At 69.3% G+C, this 20,555-nt stretch carries 19 protein-coding genes; 7 read left to right on the forward strand and 12 right to left on the reverse strand.

What is annotated here, in order from left to right:
• The first annotated feature begins 4 nt into the window (after positions 1–4).
• Both SLW55_RS19935 and SLW55_RS19940 read left to right on the forward strand, forming a co-directional pair.
• Complete coding sequence (locus SLW55_RS19935) at positions 5–994, forward strand: bile acid:sodium symporter family protein (RefSeq protein ID WP_043094370.1); 990 nt, start codon at positions 5–7, stop codon at positions 992–994.
• A gap of 202 nt (positions 995–1,196) precedes the next feature.
• The gene (locus tag SLW55_RS19940) at positions 1,197–2,783 is read left to right on the forward strand and encodes a thioredoxin family protein (protein WP_320745613.1); all 1,587 of its coding nucleotides are present in this window, start codon (positions 1,197–1,199) and stop codon (positions 2,781–2,783) included.
• Between the two features lie 168 nt (positions 2,784–2,951).
• Here the strand turns inward: SLW55_RS19940 and SLW55_RS19945 are convergent, their stop codons facing one another.
• From SLW55_RS19945 to SLW55_RS19965, 5 genes are all read right to left on the reverse strand, one after another.
• The gene (locus SLW55_RS19945) at positions 2,952–4,676 is read right to left on the reverse strand and encodes a methyl-accepting chemotaxis protein (protein WP_320745614.1); all 1,725 of its coding nucleotides are present in this window, start codon (positions 4,674–4,676) and stop codon (positions 2,952–2,954) included.
• Between the two features lie 88 nt (positions 4,677–4,764).
• On the reverse strand, positions 4,765–5,658 hold the full coding sequence (gene cyoE / locus SLW55_RS19950) for a heme o synthase (protein ID WP_017914706.1): 894 nt from the start codon (positions 5,656–5,658) through the stop codon (positions 4,765–4,767).
• The gene (locus SLW55_RS19955) at positions 5,655–6,818 is read right to left on the reverse strand and encodes a COX15/CtaA family protein (RefSeq protein WP_017914359.1); all 1,164 of its coding nucleotides are present in this window, start codon (positions 6,816–6,818) and stop codon (positions 5,655–5,657) included. The genes cyoE and SLW55_RS19955 overlap by 4 nt, the downstream gene beginning before the upstream one ends.
• A gap of 10 nt (positions 6,819–6,828) precedes the next feature.
• Complete coding sequence (locus tag SLW55_RS19960; RefSeq protein WP_320745615.1) at positions 6,829–7,404, reverse strand: hypothetical protein; 576 nt, start codon at positions 7,402–7,404, stop codon at positions 6,829–6,831.
• Positions 7,405–7,431: 27 nt separating this feature from the next.
• Positions 7,432–8,190: an SURF1 family protein gene (locus SLW55_RS19965; protein ID WP_320745616.1), complete on the reverse strand. Its 759-nt coding sequence runs from the start codon at positions 8,188–8,190 to the stop codon at positions 7,432–7,434.
• Between the two features lie 30 nt (positions 8,191–8,220).
• Between SLW55_RS19965 and SLW55_RS19970 the strand changes: the two genes are divergently transcribed.
• Positions 8,221–8,439 carry a twin transmembrane helix small protein gene (locus SLW55_RS19970; RefSeq protein ID WP_010341612.1) on the forward strand — a complete coding sequence of 73 codons (219 nt, stop codon included), beginning with the start codon at positions 8,221–8,223 and terminating at the stop codon, positions 8,437–8,439.
• A 102-nt stretch (positions 8,440–8,541) separates the two neighbouring features.
• Here SLW55_RS19970 and SLW55_RS19975 read toward each other — a convergent pair whose 3' ends face one another.
• The 6 genes from SLW55_RS19975 to SLW55_RS20000 are packed head-to-tail and all read right to left on the reverse strand — an operon-like array spanning position 8,542 to position 13,292.
• Positions 8,542–9,423 (reverse strand): cytochrome c oxidase subunit 3, encoded by an 882-nt coding sequence (locus SLW55_RS19975; protein ID WP_010341611.1) that lies wholly within the window; start codon positions 9,421–9,423, stop codon positions 8,542–8,544.
• A gap of 19 nt (positions 9,424–9,442) precedes the next feature.
• The gene (locus SLW55_RS19980; RefSeq protein ID WP_017914171.1) at positions 9,443–10,033 is read right to left on the reverse strand and encodes a cytochrome c oxidase assembly protein; all 591 of its coding nucleotides are present in this window, start codon (positions 10,031–10,033) and stop codon (positions 9,443–9,445) included.
• Entirely contained in the window at positions 10,030–10,161 is a 132-nt protein-coding gene (locus SLW55_RS19985; protein ID WP_017914172.1) for a hypothetical protein, read from the reverse strand. Before SLW55_RS19985 ends, SLW55_RS19980 begins: the two co-directional genes overlap by 4 nt.
• The gene (ctaD, locus tag SLW55_RS19990) at positions 10,161–11,771 is read right to left on the reverse strand and encodes a cytochrome c oxidase subunit I (protein ID WP_017914173.1); all 1,611 of its coding nucleotides are present in this window, start codon (positions 11,769–11,771) and stop codon (positions 10,161–10,163) included. Before ctaD ends, SLW55_RS19985 begins: the two co-directional genes overlap by 1 nt.
• Positions 11,772–11,802: 31 nt before the next feature.
• The gene (coxB, locus tag SLW55_RS19995; RefSeq protein ID WP_152236360.1) at positions 11,803–12,795 is read right to left on the reverse strand and encodes a cytochrome c oxidase subunit II; all 993 of its coding nucleotides are present in this window, start codon (positions 12,793–12,795) and stop codon (positions 11,803–11,805) included.
• Positions 12,796–12,815: 20 nt separating this feature from the next.
• Positions 12,816–13,292 carry a DUF2244 domain-containing protein gene (locus SLW55_RS20000; protein ID WP_019796200.1) on the reverse strand — a complete coding sequence of 159 codons (477 nt, stop codon included), beginning with the start codon at positions 13,290–13,292 and terminating at the stop codon, positions 12,816–12,818.
• Between the two features lie 263 nt (positions 13,293–13,555).
• Here SLW55_RS20000 and putA point away from each other — a divergent pair, with 263 nt between their 5' ends.
• Complete coding sequence (gene putA / locus SLW55_RS20005; RefSeq protein ID WP_267100718.1) at positions 13,556–16,750, forward strand: bifunctional proline dehydrogenase/L-glutamate gamma-semialdehyde dehydrogenase PutA; 3,195 nt, start codon at positions 13,556–13,558, stop codon at positions 16,748–16,750.
• Between the two features lie 140 nt (positions 16,751–16,890).
• On the opposite strand, the gene SLW55_RS20010 is transcribed toward putA, so the two are convergent.
• On the reverse strand, positions 16,891–18,231 hold the full coding sequence (locus SLW55_RS20010; RefSeq protein WP_043094362.1) for an outer membrane protein transport protein: 1,341 nt from the start codon (positions 18,229–18,231) through the stop codon (positions 16,891–16,893).
• 245 nt (positions 18,232–18,476) lie between these two features.
• On the opposite strand from SLW55_RS20010, the gene SLW55_RS20015 reads away from it, so the two are divergent.
• From SLW55_RS20015 to SLW55_RS20025, 3 genes are read left to right on the forward strand one after another with little or no spacing between them, the layout of a single operon-like run.
• A complete protein-coding gene (locus SLW55_RS20015; RefSeq protein ID WP_043094361.1) occupies positions 18,477–19,169 on the forward strand; it encodes a rhomboid family intramembrane serine protease in 693 nt (230 codons plus the stop codon).
• 35 nt (positions 19,170–19,204) lie between these two features.
• Positions 19,205–19,525: a DUF1820 family protein gene (locus tag SLW55_RS20020; protein ID WP_017908048.1), complete on the forward strand. Its 321-nt coding sequence runs from the start codon at positions 19,205–19,207 to the stop codon at positions 19,523–19,525.
• Between the two features lie 4 nt (positions 19,526–19,529).
• Positions 19,530–20,516 (forward strand): D-2-hydroxyacid dehydrogenase family protein, encoded by a 987-nt coding sequence (locus tag SLW55_RS20025; protein ID WP_267100716.1) that lies wholly within the window; start codon positions 19,530–19,532, stop codon positions 20,514–20,516.
• Positions 20,517–20,555 lie beyond the last annotated feature (39 nt).

The raw sequence follows: 20,555 nt of genomic DNA on the forward strand, positions 1-20,555 counted from the left end.
CCCCATGATCAAGTCCTGGCTTGCGCGCCTGCGCATCGAACCCTTCACCCTGGCGTTGCTGTGCACGGTGCTGCTGGCCTCGCTGCTGCCGGTGCAGGGACGCGCGGCGTCGGTGATGGACGTGGTCACCGATCTGGCGATCGCCGCGCTGTTCTTCCTGCATGGCGCGCGGCTGTCGCGCGAGGCCATCGTCGCCGGCGCGCTGCACTGGCGGCTGCACCTGACCATCTTCGCCGCCACCTTCATCCTGTTCCCGCTGCTGGGCCTGCTGTTCAAGCCGCTGTCGCACTGGCTGCTGACCCCGGACCTGTACATCGGTGTGCTGTTCCTGTGCACGCTGCCGTCCACGGTGCAGTCGTCGATCGCCTTCACCTCGATGTCCGGCGGCAACGTGCCGGCGGCGGTGTGCAGCGCCTCGCTGTCGAGCCTGCTCGGGGTGTTCCTGACGCCGCTGCTGATGGGCGTGCTGACCGACGCGCAGAACGCCATGTCCAATCCGCTGGAGGCGATGGGCAAGATCATGCTGCAGCTGTTGGTGCCGTTCGTCGCCGGCCATCTGCTGCAGCGCTGGATCGGCGGCTGGGTCGAACGCCGCCGCGCAGTGCTGCGCTACACCGACCAGAGCACCATCCTGCTGGTGGTGTACACCGCGTTCAGCGCCGCGGTGGTCGAAGGCCTGTGGCGCAAGACGCCGCTGCCGGCGCTGCTCGGCGTCGCCGTGGTCGGCGCGGTGCTGCTGGCGCTGGCGATGGCGTTGATCACCTTCGGCGCACGGCGCCTGGGCTTTTCCCGCGAGGACGAGATTCCGATCGTGTTCTGCGGCTCGAAGAAGAGCCTGGCCACCGGCGTGCCGATGGCCAAGGTACTGTTCGCCAGCGGCAGCCTCGGCGCGATCGTGTTGCCGGTGATGATCTACCACCAGATCCAGCTGATCGTCTGCGCGGTGATCGCGCAACGCTACGCGCGCGCGGCGAAGGCAGAAGCGACCGGCTAGCGGCGAACGGCAAGGGGCGGTCGCGGGCGCCGGCCGGCACGCCGCGCCGACGCGGGCCGCAAGTGCGTGTCATGCGCCGCGCAGCACCTGCACGGGCGGCATATGCAGATGCGCAGCCGGCATGAGCGATGACGGCAACGGCTGCGTACAGTAGACGGCCGGCACGGCCGGCGCCGTGTCTCCCTCCCCTCCCGGTGCCCCCATGAGCCGCATGTTCCGCCGTTCCGCGACGATCTCCGCCAGCCTGGCCGCGCTGCTGGCGCTGAGTGCCTGCCAGCAACCGCCCGCGCCGGCCGCGCCCAAGGCCGCCCCAGCAGCGCCTGCCGCCGACAGCGCCGGCATCGCCTGGCGCGAGGGCGACGTCGACGACGCCTTCGCCGAAGCGCGCGAACACGACAAGCCGGTGCTGCTGTACTGGGGCGCGGCCTGGTGCCCGCCCTGCAACCGGCTCAAGGCCACGCTGTTCAAGGACCCGGCGTTCATCGCCCGCACCCGCGCCTTCGTCGCGGTGCACCTGGACGGCGATTCGGAAGGCGCGCAGGCCTGGGGCGAGCGCTTCGGCGTCAAGGGCTATCCGACCATCATCGTGCTGCGCCCGGACCGCAGCGAGATCACCCGCCTGGCCGGGGACAGCGATACCGTGCGCCTGGCCGAGGCCCTGCGCGTGGCCGCGACCCGCACCACTACCTCGGCGCAGTTGCTGCAGCAAGCGCTGAAGGCGCCGGCCACGCTCAGCGCCGACGACTGGATCCTGCTCGGCGAGTACGGCTGGGCGGTGGATGCGGCCCAACTGGTCAAGCCGGGTCAGGCGGCCGACGTGCTCACGCGCCTGGCCGCGGCCGCGCCGCAGCCGGCCTTGCAACGCCGTTTCGCGTTGCTGGCGCTGGCCGCACAGGATCCGGCCAAGGCTGCCAAGGTGGATGCCAAGCACCGCGCCGCCGACCGCGAACTGCTGCAGGCGGTGCTGGCCGACCCGGCCGAGGTGCGCGCCAACCGCAGCACGCTGACCTATGCGGCGCGCGAGCTGGTGCAGGCCGCGGCCAGCGACGCCGCCGAGCGCACTGCGCTGTCGAACGCGCTGACCCATGCGCTGGACCAGGTCTACGCCGACAGCAGCCTGCCGATCAGCGATCGCCTGGACACCGCCGCCGCGGACATCGCCCTGGCACGCTTGGCGCAAGGCCAGCCGGCCGAGGCCGGCGACGGTCCGCATCCGCCACTGCCGCCGGCGGTGGTCGCCAAGGTGCAGCAGCGCGTGCACTGGGCCGAGCAGGCCGCCAGGACCGACTACGAACGCCAGTCCACGATCAGCAGCGCCGCCGGCCTGCTGGACGCCGCCGGCGACAGCGCCGGCGCCGAGCAACTGCTGCTCGCCGAACTCCAGCGCAGCAAGACGCCGTATTACTACATGCCGGAACTGGCCGGCCTGGCCGAGGCGCGCGGCGACAAGCAGACGGCGCTGTTCTGGCTGAAAAAGGCCTACGAGAGCGCGCAGGGCCCGGCCACCCGCGTGCAGTGGGGCGTGCTCTATGTCGATGGGCTGGTCCGGCTGCAGCCGGACAATGCGGCCGCGATCGAGGCGGCCGCCGGCCAGGTGATCGGGGAGTTGGCCGGCCAGCCGGATGGCTATCACCAGCGCACCCGGCAGCGTTTCGACACCCTGGCCAAGACCCTGCAGGCCTGGAGCAAGGGCCACGACGGCAGCGCGGTGCTCGCGCGGCTGCAGCACAAGATGCAGCAAAGCTGCGGCAGCCAGGAGGGCGACGGCTGCCAGCATTGGCTGGGGTGAGCGCGAGAGGCGCGTCACGCACCACGGCAGGGCACTGCGCCGGCGGCGACCGCCGGTGCCTGCACAGCTACCTGCTCCCGACCCGGCGGATCTGCCGCGTCGCAGGACGCGACAGCCCCCCACACGCCCACGACGCGGCAGACGCGCCGTGGGCTGGGCCGCTCCCGATCAGGCCGCCACGCGCACCGGCGCCGCCTGGTTGGCCGCGCGCTGCTGCTCCTTGGCGGTATGCGCGTTCAGGCCGCTGGCCTGGTTTTCCAGCGCGCGCGCCGCTTCGGCCATCTTTTCGACCAGCGCCGCGTTCTGCTGCGTGGCGGTGTCCATCTGCACCACGATCTGGTTGACCTGGCCGATGCCGGCACTCTGCTCGCGGCTGGCGCCGGCGATGTCGGTCATAATGCGCTGCACCTCGCGCACCGAGCCGAGCAGTTCTTCCATGGTGGCACCGGCGCGTGCGACCAGCGCCGAACCGCGATCGACCTGCTCGCTGGAGCTGGCGATCAGGCCGCGCACTTCCTTGGCCGCATCGGCGCAGCGCTGCGCCAGGCTGCGCACTTCGGTGGCGACCACGGCGAAACCACGGCCCTGCTCGCCCGCACGCGCCGCTTCCACCGCCGCGTTCAGCGCCAGGATGTTGGTCTGGAAGGCGATGCCGTCGATCACGCTGATGATGTCGGCGATCTTGCGTGAGGCGCTCTCGATGCCGGCCATGGTCTGCACCACGTCGCGCACCACCTCGCCACCGCGCTGGGCGACGTCGCTGGCACCATCCACCAGGCGGTTGGCGTGACCGACGTGCTCGACGTTGCGCTGCACGGTGCCGGTGATCTCCTCCATCGAGCTGGCCGCCTCTTCCAGCGCCGCGGCCTGCTGCTCGGTACGCCGGGCCAGATCGTTGTTGTCCTCGACCATCTCCGCGGCCGCGGTCTGCAGCGTGTGCGCCGCCTCGCCGAGCTGACGCGTGGCATGGATGTCCAGCAACGCGCCGACCGCACGCAGCGGGGTGCCGTCGGCGGCGCGCTTGGTCAGGCCGCGCGCGTGGACCCAGCGGTACTCACCGCTCTTCAGCTTGATCCGATACTGAATGTCGAAGCCGGTCCGGCCGGTGCGGTCGTTGATATGCGACGCGAAGGCATTGAGCGCGAATTCCGCGTCCTCCGGATGCAGGCGCGAGGACCAACTGTCGAGCACGTTGGGGAACTCGGCCTCGGAGGCGAAGCCCAGCAACGCGCGGAACTGCGGCGACCACCAGAACTCGTTGGCCGGATTGATCGGATCGCCGGCGGTCACGCTCATGTCCCACAGGCCGTCGTTGAGCATCTGCTGGCCCAGCTCGAAGCGCGTCAGCACGATGTCCAGGAACGCCTCGCGCTCGCGCCGCTCGGTGATGTCGGTCAGCGCGCCGGCCACCCGCAGCGGTAAGCCCTGGGCGTCGCGCTGGGTGGTACCGATCGCGCGGAACCAGCGGTACTGGCCGTTCTTCAGCTGCAGGCGGTAGTCCACGTCGTACGGGGTCTGGCCGCTGCGGTCGCCCAGGTGCTTGGCGAACGCGTCCAGCGTGGCCTGCTTGTCGTCCGGATGCAGGCGCGAGGCCCAACTGTCGAGCACGTTGGGGAAGTCGAGCTCGGAGGAGAAGCCCAGCATCGCGCGGAACTGCGAGGACCACCAGAATTCGTTGGCGGGGTTGATCGGATCGCCGGCGATCACCCGCATTTCCCACAGGCCGTCGGTGGTCGCCTTGGTGACCAGGTCGAAACGGACGCGCATGTCGTCCAGATTGGCGAGGGCGCTGTCGGCCTGCGCACGGGCGCGGTCACGCTCGGCCTCGGCCTCGCGCAGGCGCTCGGTCAGTGCCTGCAGCTTCGCCGCGTCTTGCTTGCTCTTGCCCCACATGGATGTCTCCGCGGCTTTGCCGATCTTGGTCGTTCGCCCGGTAACGACCGCGACCGGCAACACTTGAGCGGAAAACTGAACGACCCGTTCAGGCGATCCAGTGATCGACCAGCAGGAACGCGAACAGCGCCATCAGGTACACGATGGAGTAGCCGAACATGCGCATCGAGAACATCTCGTCCGGCGGATCGAGCATGCGCCAGGCGTACCAGAGGAACACCGCGTCCAGCACCAGGGTGCCGCCGAGGTAGAACACCCCGCTCATGCCCACCGCCACCGGCAGCAGCGTCACCACCACCAGCAGCACCGTGTACACCAGGATCTGCCGGCGGGTATGCGCCACGCCATGGGTGACCGGCAGCATCGGGATCGAGGCCTTGGCGTAGTCGGCGCGGCGGAAGATCGCCAATGCCCAGAAGTGCGGCGGCGTCCACACGAAGATGATCAGCACCAACAGCGAGGCATAGGCCCAGTCCCACTGGCCCTGCATGCCGGTGATCGCGGCCCAGCCCAGCAGCGGCGGCGCCGCGCCGGCCAGGCCGCCGATGACGATGTTCTGCGGCGTGGTGCGCTTGAGGAACACCGTGTAGATCACCGCATAGCCGATCAGCGAGGCGAAGGTCAGCACCGCGGTGATCCCGTTGACCCACACCACCAGCACGGTCATCGACAGCGCCGTCAGCAGGGTAGCGAACAGCAGCACCTGCCACGGCAGCACCTTGCCCACCACCAGCGGACGCCAGGAGGTGCGCGCCATCTGCGCATCGATGCGTGCGTCCAGCAGCTGGTTGATCGCCGCCGCCGCCGAGGCCGCCAGCCAGATGCCGAAGAAGCCGAGCAGGCCGGTGCGCACCTGCGCCCAGGTCGGCAGCCCCGGGATCGCCAGGCACATGCCGACCAGGGCGGTGAACACGATCAGCGCCACCACCTTGGGCTTGGTCAGGTCCCAGTAGTCGCGCCAGTGGACGCGATGCGCGCTCATTGCGGCGCCCGCAAGCGCGCCAGCAACGACACCAGCACGAACAGCAGCGCCACCGCGCCGGCGTTGTGCAGCACCGCCACCGGCAAGGGCAGCGCCAGCTTGACGTTGAGGATGCCCAGGCACACCTGCGCGACCAGCAGCAGCGCCAGCGCCGCGGCCCAGCCGCGCATGCCCGGCGTGCGGCTCAGGCGCCAGCTCAGCCACAGCAGGTAGGCCGCCACCACCATCGCCATCATCCGGTGCGCCATCTGGATGGCGATGCGCGCCGCGCCGTCGAGCACGCCGCCTTCGTAGTCCACGCCGATGCCACGCCACAGGGTGAAGCCCTCGCGGAAATCGTGCGGCGGCCACCACTGGCTGACGCAGCGCGGGAAGTTGTCGGCCGACCAGCTGCCGCCGCCGCAGGCCAACGCCGCGTAGTTGGCGCTGACCCAGCCGCCCAGGGCGATCTGCAGCACCAGCACCGCCACGCCCAGGCGCAGCAGCCACTTCAGGCGTGGCGCATCGGCCAGGGTGATCGGCAGATGGGTGGCGCGCCAGGCCATCCATACCAGCAGCGAGAACATCAGCAGGCCGCCCAGCAGGTGGCCCATCACCACGATCGGCTTGAGCAGCAGGGTCACCGTCCACATGCCCAGCAGGGCCTGGAAGATCACCACCGACAGGGTCAGCACCGCGGCACGGGCCAGGTCGTCGTTGGACCAGCGCAGCGCCGCCAGCAGCAGGATCGCCTCGCCGCCGACCGCCACCAGCATCGCCAGCCCCGGCCAGCCGGACATGTACAGCGGGATCGACAGCGCCACCAGCGCCGCCGCCGTGACGATCTGGGCGATGCCGAGCCGGCGCCGCCGCGCCGCCAGCAGCGACAGCACCAGCACCTCCACGCCCAGCGCCCCGGCCAGGAAGCGGTGGATCTGCTCGCGCCACGCCTTGTGCGTCTCCAGCGGCCGGATCTTGCTGGCGGCGTGGGTATCGGCTTCGGCACTGGTCTGCGGCCAGGTGATGCGGCCGTAGCAGGTCGGCCAGTCCGGGCAGCTCATGCCCGCATCGGACAGGCGCACGAACGAGCCGAACATGATGGTGCTGGCGGTGAACAGCGCCGCCAGCCAGGCCATGCGGTGGAAATGCCGGAACAGCGCCGGGCGCGCGAACAAGGTCATAGGAAGCGGCTCACAGGAGTTTCAGCAGTTTCGCCAGGTCCGCGCGCAACCCGGCCGGGTCGAACCCGGGGGCATAGCGCAGCACCACGAAACCGTTCGGATCGATGACGTAGACCGGAACCCCGCCCGCATCGCGCACCCGCGGCAGCGCCGCCAGCAGCGCCGGATCCGCGCGCAGCGCCTGCACCTGCGGCAAAGCCTGGGCGGCAGCCGGCGGAGTGCCGATCCACAGGATCTGCACGTGGTCTGCATCGTGGCCGAACAGCTGCCAGACCTTGTCCAGATCGCGCGCCAGCGCCTCGCAGGCGCTGCCGCAGTCCGCCTGCGGCGCCAGCGCGATGCGCCACAGCCGCCGCTGCGGCTCCCAGGCGTAGACGCGGCCGTCGGCCAGCCGCGGCTGCAGCGCGCGCAGGTCGGCCGGCGGCTGCAGCAGTTCGCCGTGGTTGCGGCTGGCGGCCGGCTGCCAGCCGGAAAAGCGCAACGCGCCGGCGACCAGCATCGAGCCGAAGAACAGGACGAACAACACGATCAGCGGCCAGCGGCCGCGTGCGGCCGCCGGGCGCGGGGCCGGGGTGGGAGCATTCATGCCGGGGATTTTCTCATGCGCGCGCGCTCAGCGCCCGCCCCGTCCTCGGCGCGCACGCCAGCTGAGCAGCGCTGCGGTGACCAGCACCGCCAGCGCCAGGCCGAACCATTGCACCGCGTAACCCAAGTGGCGCTCGGGCGGCAGCGTGTTCGGCAGCAGGTCCAGGTCGCGCGGATAGCCCAGCGGCAAGGCCGGATCCAGGCGCAGCACCTGCGACAAAATGTCGCGGCGGCCGAGTGCCTCGCCGATCGCCGCCGGCTCGATGCGCATCGCCAGCCAGCGCTGCGGCGACGGCGCCGCGACCAGCGCCGGGCCCAGGGTCAATCCATGCGACGGTGGCGGCCCGAGCAGGCCGACCAGCGTGTAGCGGCCGTGCAGCGGTGCCGGCTCGGGCAGCGCGCGATCGGCCGGCAGCGGCAGCCAGCCCAGTTCCACCAGCAGCGGCGCCGCCGCGCCGTCGGCCAGGAACGGCTGGTACACCTTCACCCCGCTGCGGCCCTGCCGCAGTTGGTTGTCGAGCAGGATCTGCCCGGGCAGGAAGCGGCCGGCACCATGCACCCAGCGCAACTGGCCTGGCGGCGTCGCACGCAGCGCGTCGGCCAGCGTCTGCGGACGATCGCGCACATGCGCCGCCTGCGCCAACAGCGCCTGCTTCTCGTGCATGCGCTGCAACTGCCAGCGGCCGAGCATGCAAAAGCACAGCGCCACCGCCAGCGCGACGCTCCAGCCCAGCCACAGCGGCATGCGCCGGCGCGCACCCACGCGCGAGGCAGCGGCGAGGGTCATAATGCGGACACACCATGCGCCGAGACGCCCATGAACGACTCGCTGAAGACTTTGCTGATCGTCGCGTTCCTGCTGCTCATCCTGTGGAACCTGGGCGCCGGCCTGTACTACCTGTTGGTGGACCGCGGCCAGAGCAAGCGCACGGTGAACGCGTTGACCTGGCGCATCGGCCTATCGGTGTGCCTGATCCTGCTGGTGATCCTGGGCATCTATACGGGAGTGATCAAGCCCCACGGACTTGGCCGCTGAGAAGCCGGGAATGGGGAATCGGGAAAAGAGAATCGGCAAAGCGGGAGCGCAAGCGAAAGCCGCGCTTGCGATTCCCCATTCCCGATTCCCTATTCCCAGCCCTCAAAGCACATAGACGAACAGGAACAGCGCCAGCCACACCACGTCGACGAAGTGCCAGTACCACGCCGCCGCTTCGAAGGCGAAGTGGTTGTCGCGGCTGAAGTGGCCGCGGCTGATCCGCAGCAACATCACCAGCAGCATGATCGTGCCCAGCAGCACGTGCGCGCCGTGGAAGCCGGTGAGCATGAAGAAGGTCGAGCCGTAGATGCCCGAGCCCAGGGTCAGGTTGAGTTCCTTGTAGGCATGCATGTACTCCTCGGCCTGGAAGTACAGGAAGGTGCAGCCCAGCGCCACGGTCAGCGCCTGGAACACCATCAGCCGGGTGCGCTGACCGGCCTTGAGCGCGTGGTGGGCGATGGTCAGGGTGACGCCGGAGCTGAGCAGGATCAGCGTGTTGATCAGCGGCAGGCCCCAGGCCGGGATGGTCTGGAACTGGCCGCCGATGCCGCCCGGGCCGTTGGTCGGCCAGGCGGCGGAGTAGCCGTCCCACAGCAGCGCATTGGTCATCACCCCGTCGCCCTCGCCGCCCAGCCACGGCAGGATGAAAGTGCGGGTGTAGAACAGCGCGCCGAAGAAAGCGCCGAAGAACATCACCTCGGAGAAGATGAACCACACCATGCCCATGCGGAACGACACGTCGACCTGGCGGTTGTAGTGCCCGGCGATCGATTCGCGGATCACATCGCCGAACCACATGAACAGCGTCGCCACCAGCATCGCGATGCCGGTGAAGAAGGTCCACTTGCCCCAGGACGCGTCGTTGAGCCAACTGGCCACGCCGATCATGGTCACGAACATCGCGATCGAGCCGATGAACGGCCAACGGCTCTGGCTGGGCACGTAGTAGGCGTTGGCGGTGGCGTCGGTGCTGGGCTGGGCCATGGCAGGCATTCCGGTCGGGTCAGGGAGCCGCGCGCGCGGAACCGGCCAGTTTCGGCGATCCCAGTTCCGCGCTCAGCGCATCGTTCTTGTAGAAGGTGTAGGACAGGGTGATGGTGCTGATGTCGCTGGGCAGGTTGGGATCGACGATGAAGCGCACCGGCATGTCGCGCTTCTCGCCAGCCTGCAGGGTCTGCGCGGTGAAGCAGAAGCACTCGGTCTTGGTGAAGTAGCCCGAAGCGCGCGCCGGCGCCACCGAGGGCACCGCACTGCCGACGATGGCGTGCGCGCCATCGTTGTGCGCGTAGTACAGCGCCTCGTTGAGTTCGCCCGGCACCACCTGCATGGTCAGCTGCTCCGGATGGAACGACCAGGGCAGCTTGGAGTTCACCCCGCCATCGAACTGCACAGTGACCGTGCGCTTGCCCGCGAGCGGTTTGCCGGCCTGCGGCCCTTCGCCGGGGCCGCGCTCCAGGCGCACGCCGAATACCTTCTCGCAGGCGATGCGGTACAGCGGCACCAGCGAGAAGGTCAGCACGAACACCGCCAGCGCCACGCCGACCAGCTTGAACAGCCCGGCGCTGCTGTGCACCCGCGGCGCTGGCGCGTTCATCGGCCCAGCACCCCCGAAAGGACGAAGGCGACGTAGATCGCCAGCGCCACCGCGCCGACCACCAGCGCGGTGCGCACCGCACGTTTGCGGCGCAGGACCAGGTCGTCGAGCGGCGGTTGCGCGGTCATCAGTGGCTGATGTCGTCGTGGGCCAGGTCGCCGGGCTTGAGCACCGGCGGCAGGGTGAAGGTGTGCGCCGGCGCCGGCGACGGCACCGTCCACTCCAGGCCGCGCGCGCCTTCCCACGAGCGTGCTTCGGCACGCGCGCCATTGCGCAGCGACGCCAGCAGGATGCCGGCCATCAGGAACGGGGTGACGAACATGCCGAACGCGCCGATCGAGCTGACCAGGTTCCAGTCGGCGAACACCACGTTGTAGTCGGGGATGCGCCGCGGCATGCCGGCCAGGCCGAGGAAGTGCTGCGGGAAGAACAGCAGGTTGACGAACAGCATCGTCCACCAGAAGTGGAACTTGGCCCAGGTCTCGTTGTACATGCGCCCGGTCCACTTCGGCCACCAGTAGTACACCGCCGCGATCAGCGCGAACACCGCGCCGGTGACCAGCACGTAGTGGAAGTGCGCGACCACGAAATAGGTGTCGTGGTATTGGAAGTCGGCCGGCACGATCGCCAGCATCAGCCCGGAGAAACCGCCGATGGTGAACAGGATCACGAAGGCGATGGCCCACAGCATCGGCGACTCGAAGGTCATCGAGCCCTGCCACATGGTGCTGACCCAGTTGAACACCTTCACCCCGGTGGGGATGGAGATCAGCATGGTGGCGAACATGAAGTAGATCTCGCCGCCCAACGGCATGCCCACGGTGAACATGTGGTGCGCCCAGACGATGAAGCTCAGGAACGCGATCGCCGCGATCGCGTAGACCATCGCCTGGTAGCCGAACAGCGGCTTGCGGCTGAAGGTCGGGATGATTTCGCTGATCACGCCGAACGCCGGCAGGATCATGATGTAGACCTCGGGATGCCCGAAGAACCAGAAGATGTGCTGGTACATCACCGGGTCGCCGCCGCCGGCGGCGTTGAAGAACGAGGTGCCGAAGAACTTGTCGGTGAGCAGCATGGTCACCGCGCCGGCCAGCACCGGCATCACCGCGATCAGCAGGAACGCGGTGATCAGCCAGGCCCAGCAGAAGATCGGCATCTTCAGCAGGTCGATGCCCGGCGCGCGCATGTTGAGCACGGTGGCGATGATGTTGATCGCGCCCATGATCGAGCTGATGCCGGCGACGTGGATGGCGAACACCGAGAAGGCGACGTTGTAGCCGCCCTGCAGCATCAGCGGCGGATACATGGTCCAGCCGCCGGCCGGCGCGCCGCCGGGCAGGAACAGGGTCAGCAGCAGCAGAGTGAAGGCCACCGGCAGCAGCCAGAACGACCAGTTGTTCATGCGCGGCAGCGCCATGTCCGGCGCGCCGATCTGCAGCGGGATCATCCAGTTGGCCAGGCCGACGAAGGCCGGCATCACCCCGCCGAAGATCATCACCAGCGCGTGCACGGTGGTCATCTGGTTGAAGAACTCGGGCTTGACGAACTGCAGGCCCGGCTGCGCCAGTTCGGCGCGGATCACCACGCTCATCGCCGCACCGATGACGAACATGGTGAAGCTGAAGAGCAGGTACAGCGTGCCGATGTCCTTGTGGTTGGTGGAGAAGAACCAACGCTCGACGAAGCTCTGCTGATGCCCGTGCTCGTCGTGGTGATCGACTGCCGAATGGGCCATGGCGGCTACCTCAGAAAAGGAATGCTGGAGATCAGGCGGCTTGCACGATCAGGTGCGAGTCGGAACGAGGACGCGACAGCCGCGCCTGCGGCGGCGGTGCCGGCGCCTGGGCGTCGGCGGGCGCGGCAGCGGGTTCGGCGGAGGCCGGCGCAGCAGCCGGGGCCGCCGCCGGCGTGGCCGGCGCGGGCGCAGCGGCGGGCGCCGGCTTGCGCGATGCCAGCCACTTCTGGAAGTCCTGCTTGCTCACCGCCTCGACCACGATCGGCATGAAGCCGTGGTCCTTGCCGCACAGTTCGGCGCACTGGCCGCGGTACACCCCGGGGGTGTCGATGCTGGTCCAGGCCTCGTTGATGATCCCGGGGATGGCGTCCTGCTTCCAGCCCAGCGCCGGCACCCACCAGGCGTGGATGACGTCGTCGGCGGTGATGACAAAGCGCACCTTGGTGTTCACCGGGAGCACCAGCCGGTTGTCCACGTCCAGCAGGTAGTGCGGGTCGTGCTCGGCCGTCGGCACCGCGCCGCTCTGCCGCAGGCGGTCGGAACTGCGCGCCAGGCGGCTGGTGAACGAGACGTTCTCGCCCAGGTATTCGTAGCGCCACATCCACTGGTAGCCGGTGACCTTCACCGTCATCTCGGCATCGCGGGTGTCGTACATCGCGATCAGCTTGGCGGTGGCCGGCCACGCCATCACGATCAGGATCAGCACCGGGATCACCGTCCACACGATCTCGGCCTTGGTGTTGTGGCTGAACTGCGCCGGCACCGCGCCCTTGGACTTGCGGAACTTGAAGATCGCATAGGCCATCGCGCCGAACACCAGCACGCCGATGACCACGCACACCCACAACGCGACCATGTGCGCGTCGTAGGCGTTGCGCGCGCTCTGGGTGACGCCCCTGCCCATGTTGAGCTGCCACGGCTTGGGATCGGCCGATTGCGCCCACGCCAGCGGTGCGGCCATCGCCGCCGCCAACGCCATCCCGCCCCTGACCGCCTGTTGCACCCACCCGCCGCGTTGCTTCATTGCCTAGACCCCTTGGAGCGTCATCGGTTGCGGCCGGTCACGGCCGCGAGCAAGCCTTCCAGGGTCTGCGCCAGTTGCCGGCGTTCGTCGGGGCCGAGGAATTCGCCGACCCGGACCTGCTTGCCGCTGGATGCCAGCACCACCCTGTCGTCGCCTTCGATCCGCAACCGCACCCAATGCGGGTGGGCGCGGAACGCCGGCGTTCCTGCATTCGGACGGGTCACTTCCACGCAGGCCGGACCCACCCGGATATCCTCTTCGCGCTCGCCGCCACGCCACGACCAATGCAGCGCGAGCGCCACCACGATGCTGTGCAACAGGGCGAACGCAGGCGCGAACACATTGCCGGCGAGCCACCCCAGCCCAGCCACGGCCCACATCGCCCCGGCCAGTGCGACGAACAACAGAACGAATTGCCGGGCATTCAACGCCCGCGGCGGTCGCAGCCGCAGCTGCGTACCCGACCCCTCCGGAGAAAACGGAAACATTTCGATCATGTCGAACCGCCGCTTCCGAACCGCTCGTGCCCGAGCCGCGAGCACGCCTGGATGGTAGCCCCCGGCCTGCGCGGCGGCAAGCGCGCGTTCACCACAAAAAATGCTGTAGCGCAACAAGATGTGCGTTCAGCCTGGACGCGTCCGCCATCGCCGTGGCGATGCCGGCAACCCCCTGCGCGTGCAGGCGCTGACATAAAATAGCGGGCTCTGTCCCTGGCCTTTCCCGCATGAACGCTCTGCCTGGCGCCGGCTCTGTCCCGGCGATGCCGTCCGCGTCTCCTTCGCCCTTGCTGTCCCCCGAACTCCCGCCCGCGCCGCAGGCCCTGCGCGCGGCGATCACCGCCGCCTGGCTCAAGGACGAAGCCGAACACGTACGCGAACTGCTCGAGCAGGCGCGCCTGCCCGCGGCCGACCAGGCCAGGGTGCAGGCGCTGGCCGCCGACCTGGTCACCCGCGTGCGCGCCCGCGCCCAGGACCAGGGCGCGATCGAGGCCTTCATGCGCCAGTACGACCTCGGCAGCGAGGAAGGCGTGCTGCTGATGTGCGTGGCCGAAGCGCTGCTGCGCATCCCCGACCAGGACACCGCCGACAAGCTGATCCGCGACAAGCTCGGCGATGCGGACTGGAAGAAGCACATGGGCGAGAGCGACTCGATCCTGGTCAATGCGTCGACCTGGGGCCTGATGCTCACCGGCAAGCTGGTGCAGATCAACGACCTCACCCGCGCCGACGTGTCCGGCGCGTTCAAGCGCCTGATCGGCCGCGTCGGCGAGCCGGTGATTCGTCTGGCGGTGCGCCAGGCGATGAAGATCATGGGCCATCAGTTCGTGATGGGCCGGACCATCGGCGAGGCGCTGACCCGCTCGAAGAAGGGCGACAACGCCCACTACCGCTACTCGTTCGACATGCTCGGCGAAGGCGCGCTGACCATGAAGGACGCGCAGCGCTACCTCGACGCCTACCGCCAGGCGATCCACGCCATCGGCAAGCATTTCGCCGCGCAGCGCCAGCAGGGCGGCGGCAAGGACGCGGTGTTCGCCGCACCCAGCATCTCGATCAAGCTCTCGGCGCTGTATCCGCGCTACGAGCACGCCAAGCGTGCGCGGGTGATGGCCGAACTGGTGCCCGGCGTGCTGGAACTGGCGCAACTGGCCAAGTCCTATGGCATCGGCTACACGGTCGACGCCGAAGAAGCCGACCGCCTGGAACTGTCGCTGGACATCATCGAGGCCACCTTCTCCGATCCCTCGCTGGACGGTTGGGAGGGCTACGGCCTGGCGGTGCAGGCATACCAGAAGCGCACCCCGTACACGATCGATTTCCTCGCCGACCTGGCGCGCCGCGTCGGCCGCCGCATCCCGGTGCGCCTGGTCAAGGGCGCCTACTGGGACGCGGAGATCAAGCGCGCGCAGGTCGAGGGCCACCCGGGCTATCCGGTGTTCACCCGCAAGCAGAACACCGACGTGTCCTACCTGGCCTGCGCCAAGCGCCTGTTCGCGCATAGCGATGCGCTGTATCCGATGTTCGCCACCCACAACGCGCAGACCATCGCCGCGGTGCGCGCCATCGCCGGCGGCCGCGACTACGAGCACCAGAAGCTGCACGGCATGGGCGACGACCTCTACGCCGAGGTGATCCCCGCCGACCGCCTCGGTGTGCCCTGCCGCGTGTACGCGCCGGTGGGCTCGCACGAGGACCTGCTGCCGTACCTGGTGCGGCGCCTGCTGGAGAACGGCGCCAACTCCAGCTTCGTCAACCGCATCACCGACGAAGACGTGGCCATCGAAGACCTGATCCGCGACCCGGTCGAGGCCGTGTCCGCATTCGCCTCCATCCCGCATCCGAAGATTCCGCTGCCGGTCGATCTGCTGCGCAGCCAGAACCACAACAGGAAGAACTCCATGGGCGCCAATCTCGCCAACGACAACGATCTGCGCGCGCTGGCCGACCAGCTCAACACCGCGCTCAAGCCCTGGCAGGCCGCGCCGCTGGTGCCCGGCGCGGTGATCGCCGGCGACGCCCTGGCGGTCGCCAACCCGGCCGACCATCGCCAGATCGTCGGCCACTGGAAGCCGGCCGATGCCTCCACCGTGGAGAAGGCGCTGAGCAACGCCGCGGCCGCCTACCCGGCCTGGAACCGCACCCCGGCCGCCAGCCGCGCCACCATTCTCGAACATGCCGCCGACCTGCTGGAAGCGCGCATGCCCGAGTTCATGGCGCTGTGCGTCAAGGAAGCCGGCAAGACCCTGCCCGACGGCGTCGCCGAAGTGCGCGAGGCGGTGGATTTCCTGCGCTACTACGCCGGCCAGGCGCGCGCGCAGTTCGGTGCGCCCGAGCGCCTGCCCGGGCCGACCGGCGAATCCAACGAACTGCAGCTGCACGGCCGCGGCGTGTTCGTGTGCATCAGCCCGTGGAATTTCCCGCTGGCCATCTTCCTCGGCCAGGTCGCCGCGGCGCTGGCCGCCGGCAACAGCGTCATCGCCAAGCCGGCCGAGCAGACCAACCTGGTCGGCCATGCCGCGGTGAAGCTGCTGCACGAAGCCGGCGTGCCGGAGGCGGTGGTGCAGTTCCTGCCCGGCGACGGCGCCACCGTCGGCGCCGCGCTGACCCGCGATCCGCGCGTGGCCGGCGTCGCCTTCACCGGCTCCACCGAGACCGCGCGCGCGATCAACCGTGCGCTGGCCGCGCGCGATGCCGCCATCGGCGTGCTGATCGCCGAGACCGGCGGCCAGAACGCCTTCATCGCCGACTCCTCGTCGCTGCCGGAAGCGGTGGTCAAGGACGCGATCTCCAGCGCCTTCATCTCCGCCGGCCAGCGCTGCTCGGCCGCACGCGTGCTGTTCGTGCAGGACGACATCGCCGACAAGGTGATGACCATGCTGGCCGGCGCCATGGCCGAGCTGAAGGTCGGCGACCCCGGCCTGCTGTCCACCGACGTCGGCCCGGTGATCGATGCCGATGCGCTGCAGATCCTCACCGACCACGCCGCGCGCATGGACCGCGAAGCGCGCGCGATCGCCGTGGCCGCCACCGACGACGCCACCGCGCACGGTAGCTTCTTCGCCCCGCGCGCCTACGAGCTGCAGTCGCTGACGCAGCTGCAGCGCGAGATCTTCGGCCCGGTGCTGCACGTGATCCGCTGGAAGGCCGACCAGCTCGACGCGGTGATCGACCAGATCAACGCCACCGGCTACGGCCTGACCCTGGGCGTGCATTCGCGCATCGACGAGACCATCGAGCGCATCGCCTCGCGCGTGGCGGTGGGCAACGTCTACGTCAACCGCAACCAGATCGGCGCGGTGGTCGGCGTGCAGCCGTTCGGCGGCCAGGGCCTGTCCGGCACCGGACCCAAGGCCGGCGGCCCGCACTACCTGCTGCGCTTCGCCACCGAGAAGGTGGTGACCGTCAACACCACCGCCGCCGGCGGCAACGCCTCGCTGCTGACCCTGGGCGACTGACCGGCCCGCTTCGGCGCAGCGTTCCGCCCGGAACCTGCGCCGAGCGCCGCCTGCCGCAGCGCGCGCCGTGCGCCGCGGACAGGCATAAAAAAAGCCCCGCCGAAGCGGGGCTTTTTCGTGGAACTGCGAAGCGCCTGCGATCAGAACTTGTAGTTGACCGAGGCCGCCAGCACGTTGCCGCTCACGTCGTAGTCGCCGACCAGGCGGTTGCCGGTGGCGCTGGTGGTGGCGATGCTCGGATCGTTGGTGAACAGGTGGGTGTAGCCGAAGCTGTACTCGGTCTGCTCGGACGGCTTCCAGGTCAGACCCAGCGAGACCCACTTGCGGCTCGCGTCCGGCACGCGCACGTCGCGGTGCTGGTCGGTGGTCGGGGTCTGGTCGTAGGCCAGGCCGCCACGCAGGGTCAGCGTGTCGCTCATGCGGTAGTCGGCGCCCAGCGACACGAAGGTGGTGTCGCGGTACGAGAAGTCCAGCACGCTGTCGGGCTGGTTGGAGGCGAAGTCGACGGTGACCTTGTCGAACTTGCTCCAGGCGGTGCGGGTGACGTCGGCCATCACCGTCCACTGCTCGTTGATGTCGTGGGTGAAGCTGGCGGTGGCGCTGGCCGGCAGCTTGACGGTGGCGCGGCCCTTGGTGTCGACGAAGGTGCCCGGCGCGGCGAAGGCCAGCACGGTGGCGGCATTGCCCGGCACGGTGAAGTCGGCGTCGCCGTCGGTGATCTTGTGCTCGACCTGCGAGCGGTAGCTGAAGCCGATGTGGGTGTGCTCGTCGACGCTGAACAGGCCGCCCAGGGTGAAGCCGACCGCGGTGTTGTCGCCCTTGATGCGCGAGAAACCGTCGGCGCTGCCCGGCGCGAAGCCCGGCACGCGGCGCGAGGCCAGGACGGTGCCGAAGTCGATGGCGTTGGTCAGTTCGATGTCCAGGCGCTCGGCGAACACGGACGCGCCGAAGGACACGTACGGGTTGACGTCGTAGGAGAAGGCGAAGTTCAGGTCGATCGCCTGCAGTTCGGTCTTCACGCCGTTGTAGCGGCCGACCCAGTCGCGGTCGTATTCGGTCTTGAAGCCGAACGGCACGGTCAGCGAGGTGCCGAAGTGCATGTTGTTGTTTTCGCCGAACGGCATGTGGAAGTACGCGGCCGGAACCGGCGCGATCATGCCGGCGTCGCCGCCACGGCCACCGGAGATCGGCTGGCCATTGGCGTAGGTGCCGCCGTTGCCCTGGTACTTGGCCGAGAACTGGATGGCGCTGACGTCGGCCTGGAACACCTTGCCGTCGAGCTGGCGCATGCCGGCCGGGTTCACGGCGATGATCGAGGCATCGCCGGGGGCGCTACCGGAGCCGGCGAAGGCGCGGCCCAGACCCTTGGCGCTGTTCTCCTTGAGCTGGAACGCGGCGCCGTGCGCCTGGCCCATGGCCAGCGCGCCGACGATGCCGACGGCCAGAGCGGTGAAACGGACGAACTGGGTTGCGTTTTGCATGGCTAGCTTTCTCCGGAAGACGAGTGTCTGTGTTCGCGCCTGCGCATTCCCGGGCCGGAATGGTCCAGGAATGCGCGCCGGAGTCCCCTCCCGACATACGACGCCGTATGCGAGTATACCCCGCACCGTTAACTAAACAATAACGACATGATGCGTTCAGCTTCGTGTGGAGTCGGCGTGCGTTCAGCCGGATGAAGTCGTTATCGTGGCGTCCCTGGCGGTCTCCGGCTCCCCCGTTCCCTCGCATGTTCGTTTCCATCCCCTCCCGCGAACGCACCACGCTGCGCTGGGCCACGCCGTTGTTGTTCGCGGCGATGTGGCTGGCCTTCCTGTGGTCGATCAGCCGCCCCGACGAGGCCCGCGCGACCCTGTGGCTGGACTGGGGCGCGCTCTCGGCCGGGGTGGGCAGCCCGCGCGACTGGCTGGCCACGGTGCAGGACGGCAGCGTGCTGCGCCTGTTCACCGCGCTGTTCCTGCACGCCGACTGGTCGCACCTGCTCGGCAACCTGGTGTTCCTGCTGATCTTCGGCCTGCCCGCCGAACGCGTGCTGGGGCCGTGGCGGTTCCTGCTGCTGTTCCTGGGCGGCGGGGCGATTTCCAACCTGGCCGCGGTGTTCGCGGTCGGCACCCCGGACCGGGTGATCATCGGCGCCAGCGGCGCGGTCTCGGCGCTGATCGGCACCTACCTGGCGCTGTTCCCGCGAGCCAAGCTCGGCGTGGTGCTGCCGCTGGGGCTGTTCCTGGAATTCGTGCGCGCCCCGGCCTCGCTGCTGATCGGCACCTGGGCGGCGCTGCAGGTGGTGTTCGCCTACATCGGCCCGGCCTTCGGCATGGTGGCGTGGTCGGCGCACCTGGCCGGCTTCGCCTTCGGCATGATCTACGGGCTGTACGTGCGCGCGGCGATCGCGCGGCGGCTGCGCAAGCGCAAGGGCTTCTGAGCCGCCTGCGGCAACGGCGCCCGTATACTGCGCGCATGTTCAAGCATCTGTACAAAGTGACCTTCCTCAACCACGGCAAGGTCTACGAGCTGTACTGCCAGCACGTGGGCAGCAGCCATCTGTGGGGCTTCACCGAGATCGGCACGCTGGTGTTCGACGTGCACGACGGGCTGGTGATCGATCCCACCGAGGAACGCCTGCGCGAGGAGTTCGGCGACACCAAGACGCTGCATCTGCCGATGCAGAGCATCGTGCGCATCGAGGAAGTGGAGAAGAAGGGCCAATCGACGATCCGCGACGCGGCCACCGGCGAGAAGGTGGTCACGCCGTTCCCGATGCCCGGCAAGCCACGCTGAGCCGATGCGCATCCTGATCGCCGACGACTATCAGGATGCGGTGCGCCACCTGCCCTGCTTCGCGCGGCTGCAGGCGCACAACGTGCGGGTGCTGACCGCGCTGGCGCCCGACCGCGAGACCTTCGTTCGCCACGCCGCCGAGGCCGAGGCGCTGGTGCTGATCCGCGAGCGCACCCGCATCGACGCCGCCCTGCTGGCGCGCCTGCCGAAGCTGCGCCTGATCAGCCAGACCGGGCGGATCGGTGAGCACCTCGACCTGGCCGCCTGCATCGCCCGCGGTGTGGCCGTGGCCGAAGGCGTCGGCGCGCCCGTGGCACCGGCGGAACTGACCTGGGCGCTGCTGATGGCCGCCAGCCGGCGCCTGCTCGCCTACCGCGATGCGCTGCGGGCCGGGCACTGGCAGGCCACCGGCGATGCGCAGCTGGGCCGCAGCCTGGACGGACTGACCCTGGGCATCTGGAGTTACGGCAAGATCGGCCGCCGCGTCGCCGCCTACGGCCGCGCCTTCGGCATGCGCGTGCAGGTGTGGGGGAGCGAGGACAGTTGTGCGCAGGCGCGCGCCGACGGCTTCGCGGTCGCCGCCAGCCGCGAGGCGTTGTTCGCCGAGAGCGACGTGCTCAGCCTGCATCGCCGCCTGGTCGCGGCCACCCGCCACCAGATCGGACTGGACGACCTGCTGCGGATGAAACCCGATGCGCTGCTGGTCAACACCAGCCGTGCCGAACTCATCGCGCCCGGCGCGCTGCTGGCCGCGCTGGACGCCGGCCGTCCCGGACAGGCGGCACTGGACGTGTTCGAGCAGGAACCGGTGCTGGATCCGCAGCATCCGCTGCTGCGGCATCCGCGGGTGCTGGCGACGCCGCACCTGGGCTACGTCGAACAGGGCAGCTACGACCTGTATTTCGGCGCCGCCTTCGACAACGTGCTGGCCTTCGCCGCCGATGCGCCGCAGCGGCTGGCCAATCCAGAGGTCCTCAGCGTCGCCGACTGAGCGGCTGGCCACCGACGCCGCGCGCGATGGCGAGGTGGG

This window comes from Xanthomonas sp. LF06-19 (assembly GCF_034105425.1).
Lineage (GTDB): Bacteria > Pseudomonadota > Gammaproteobacteria > Xanthomonadales > Xanthomonadaceae > Xanthomonas_A > Xanthomonas_A sontii.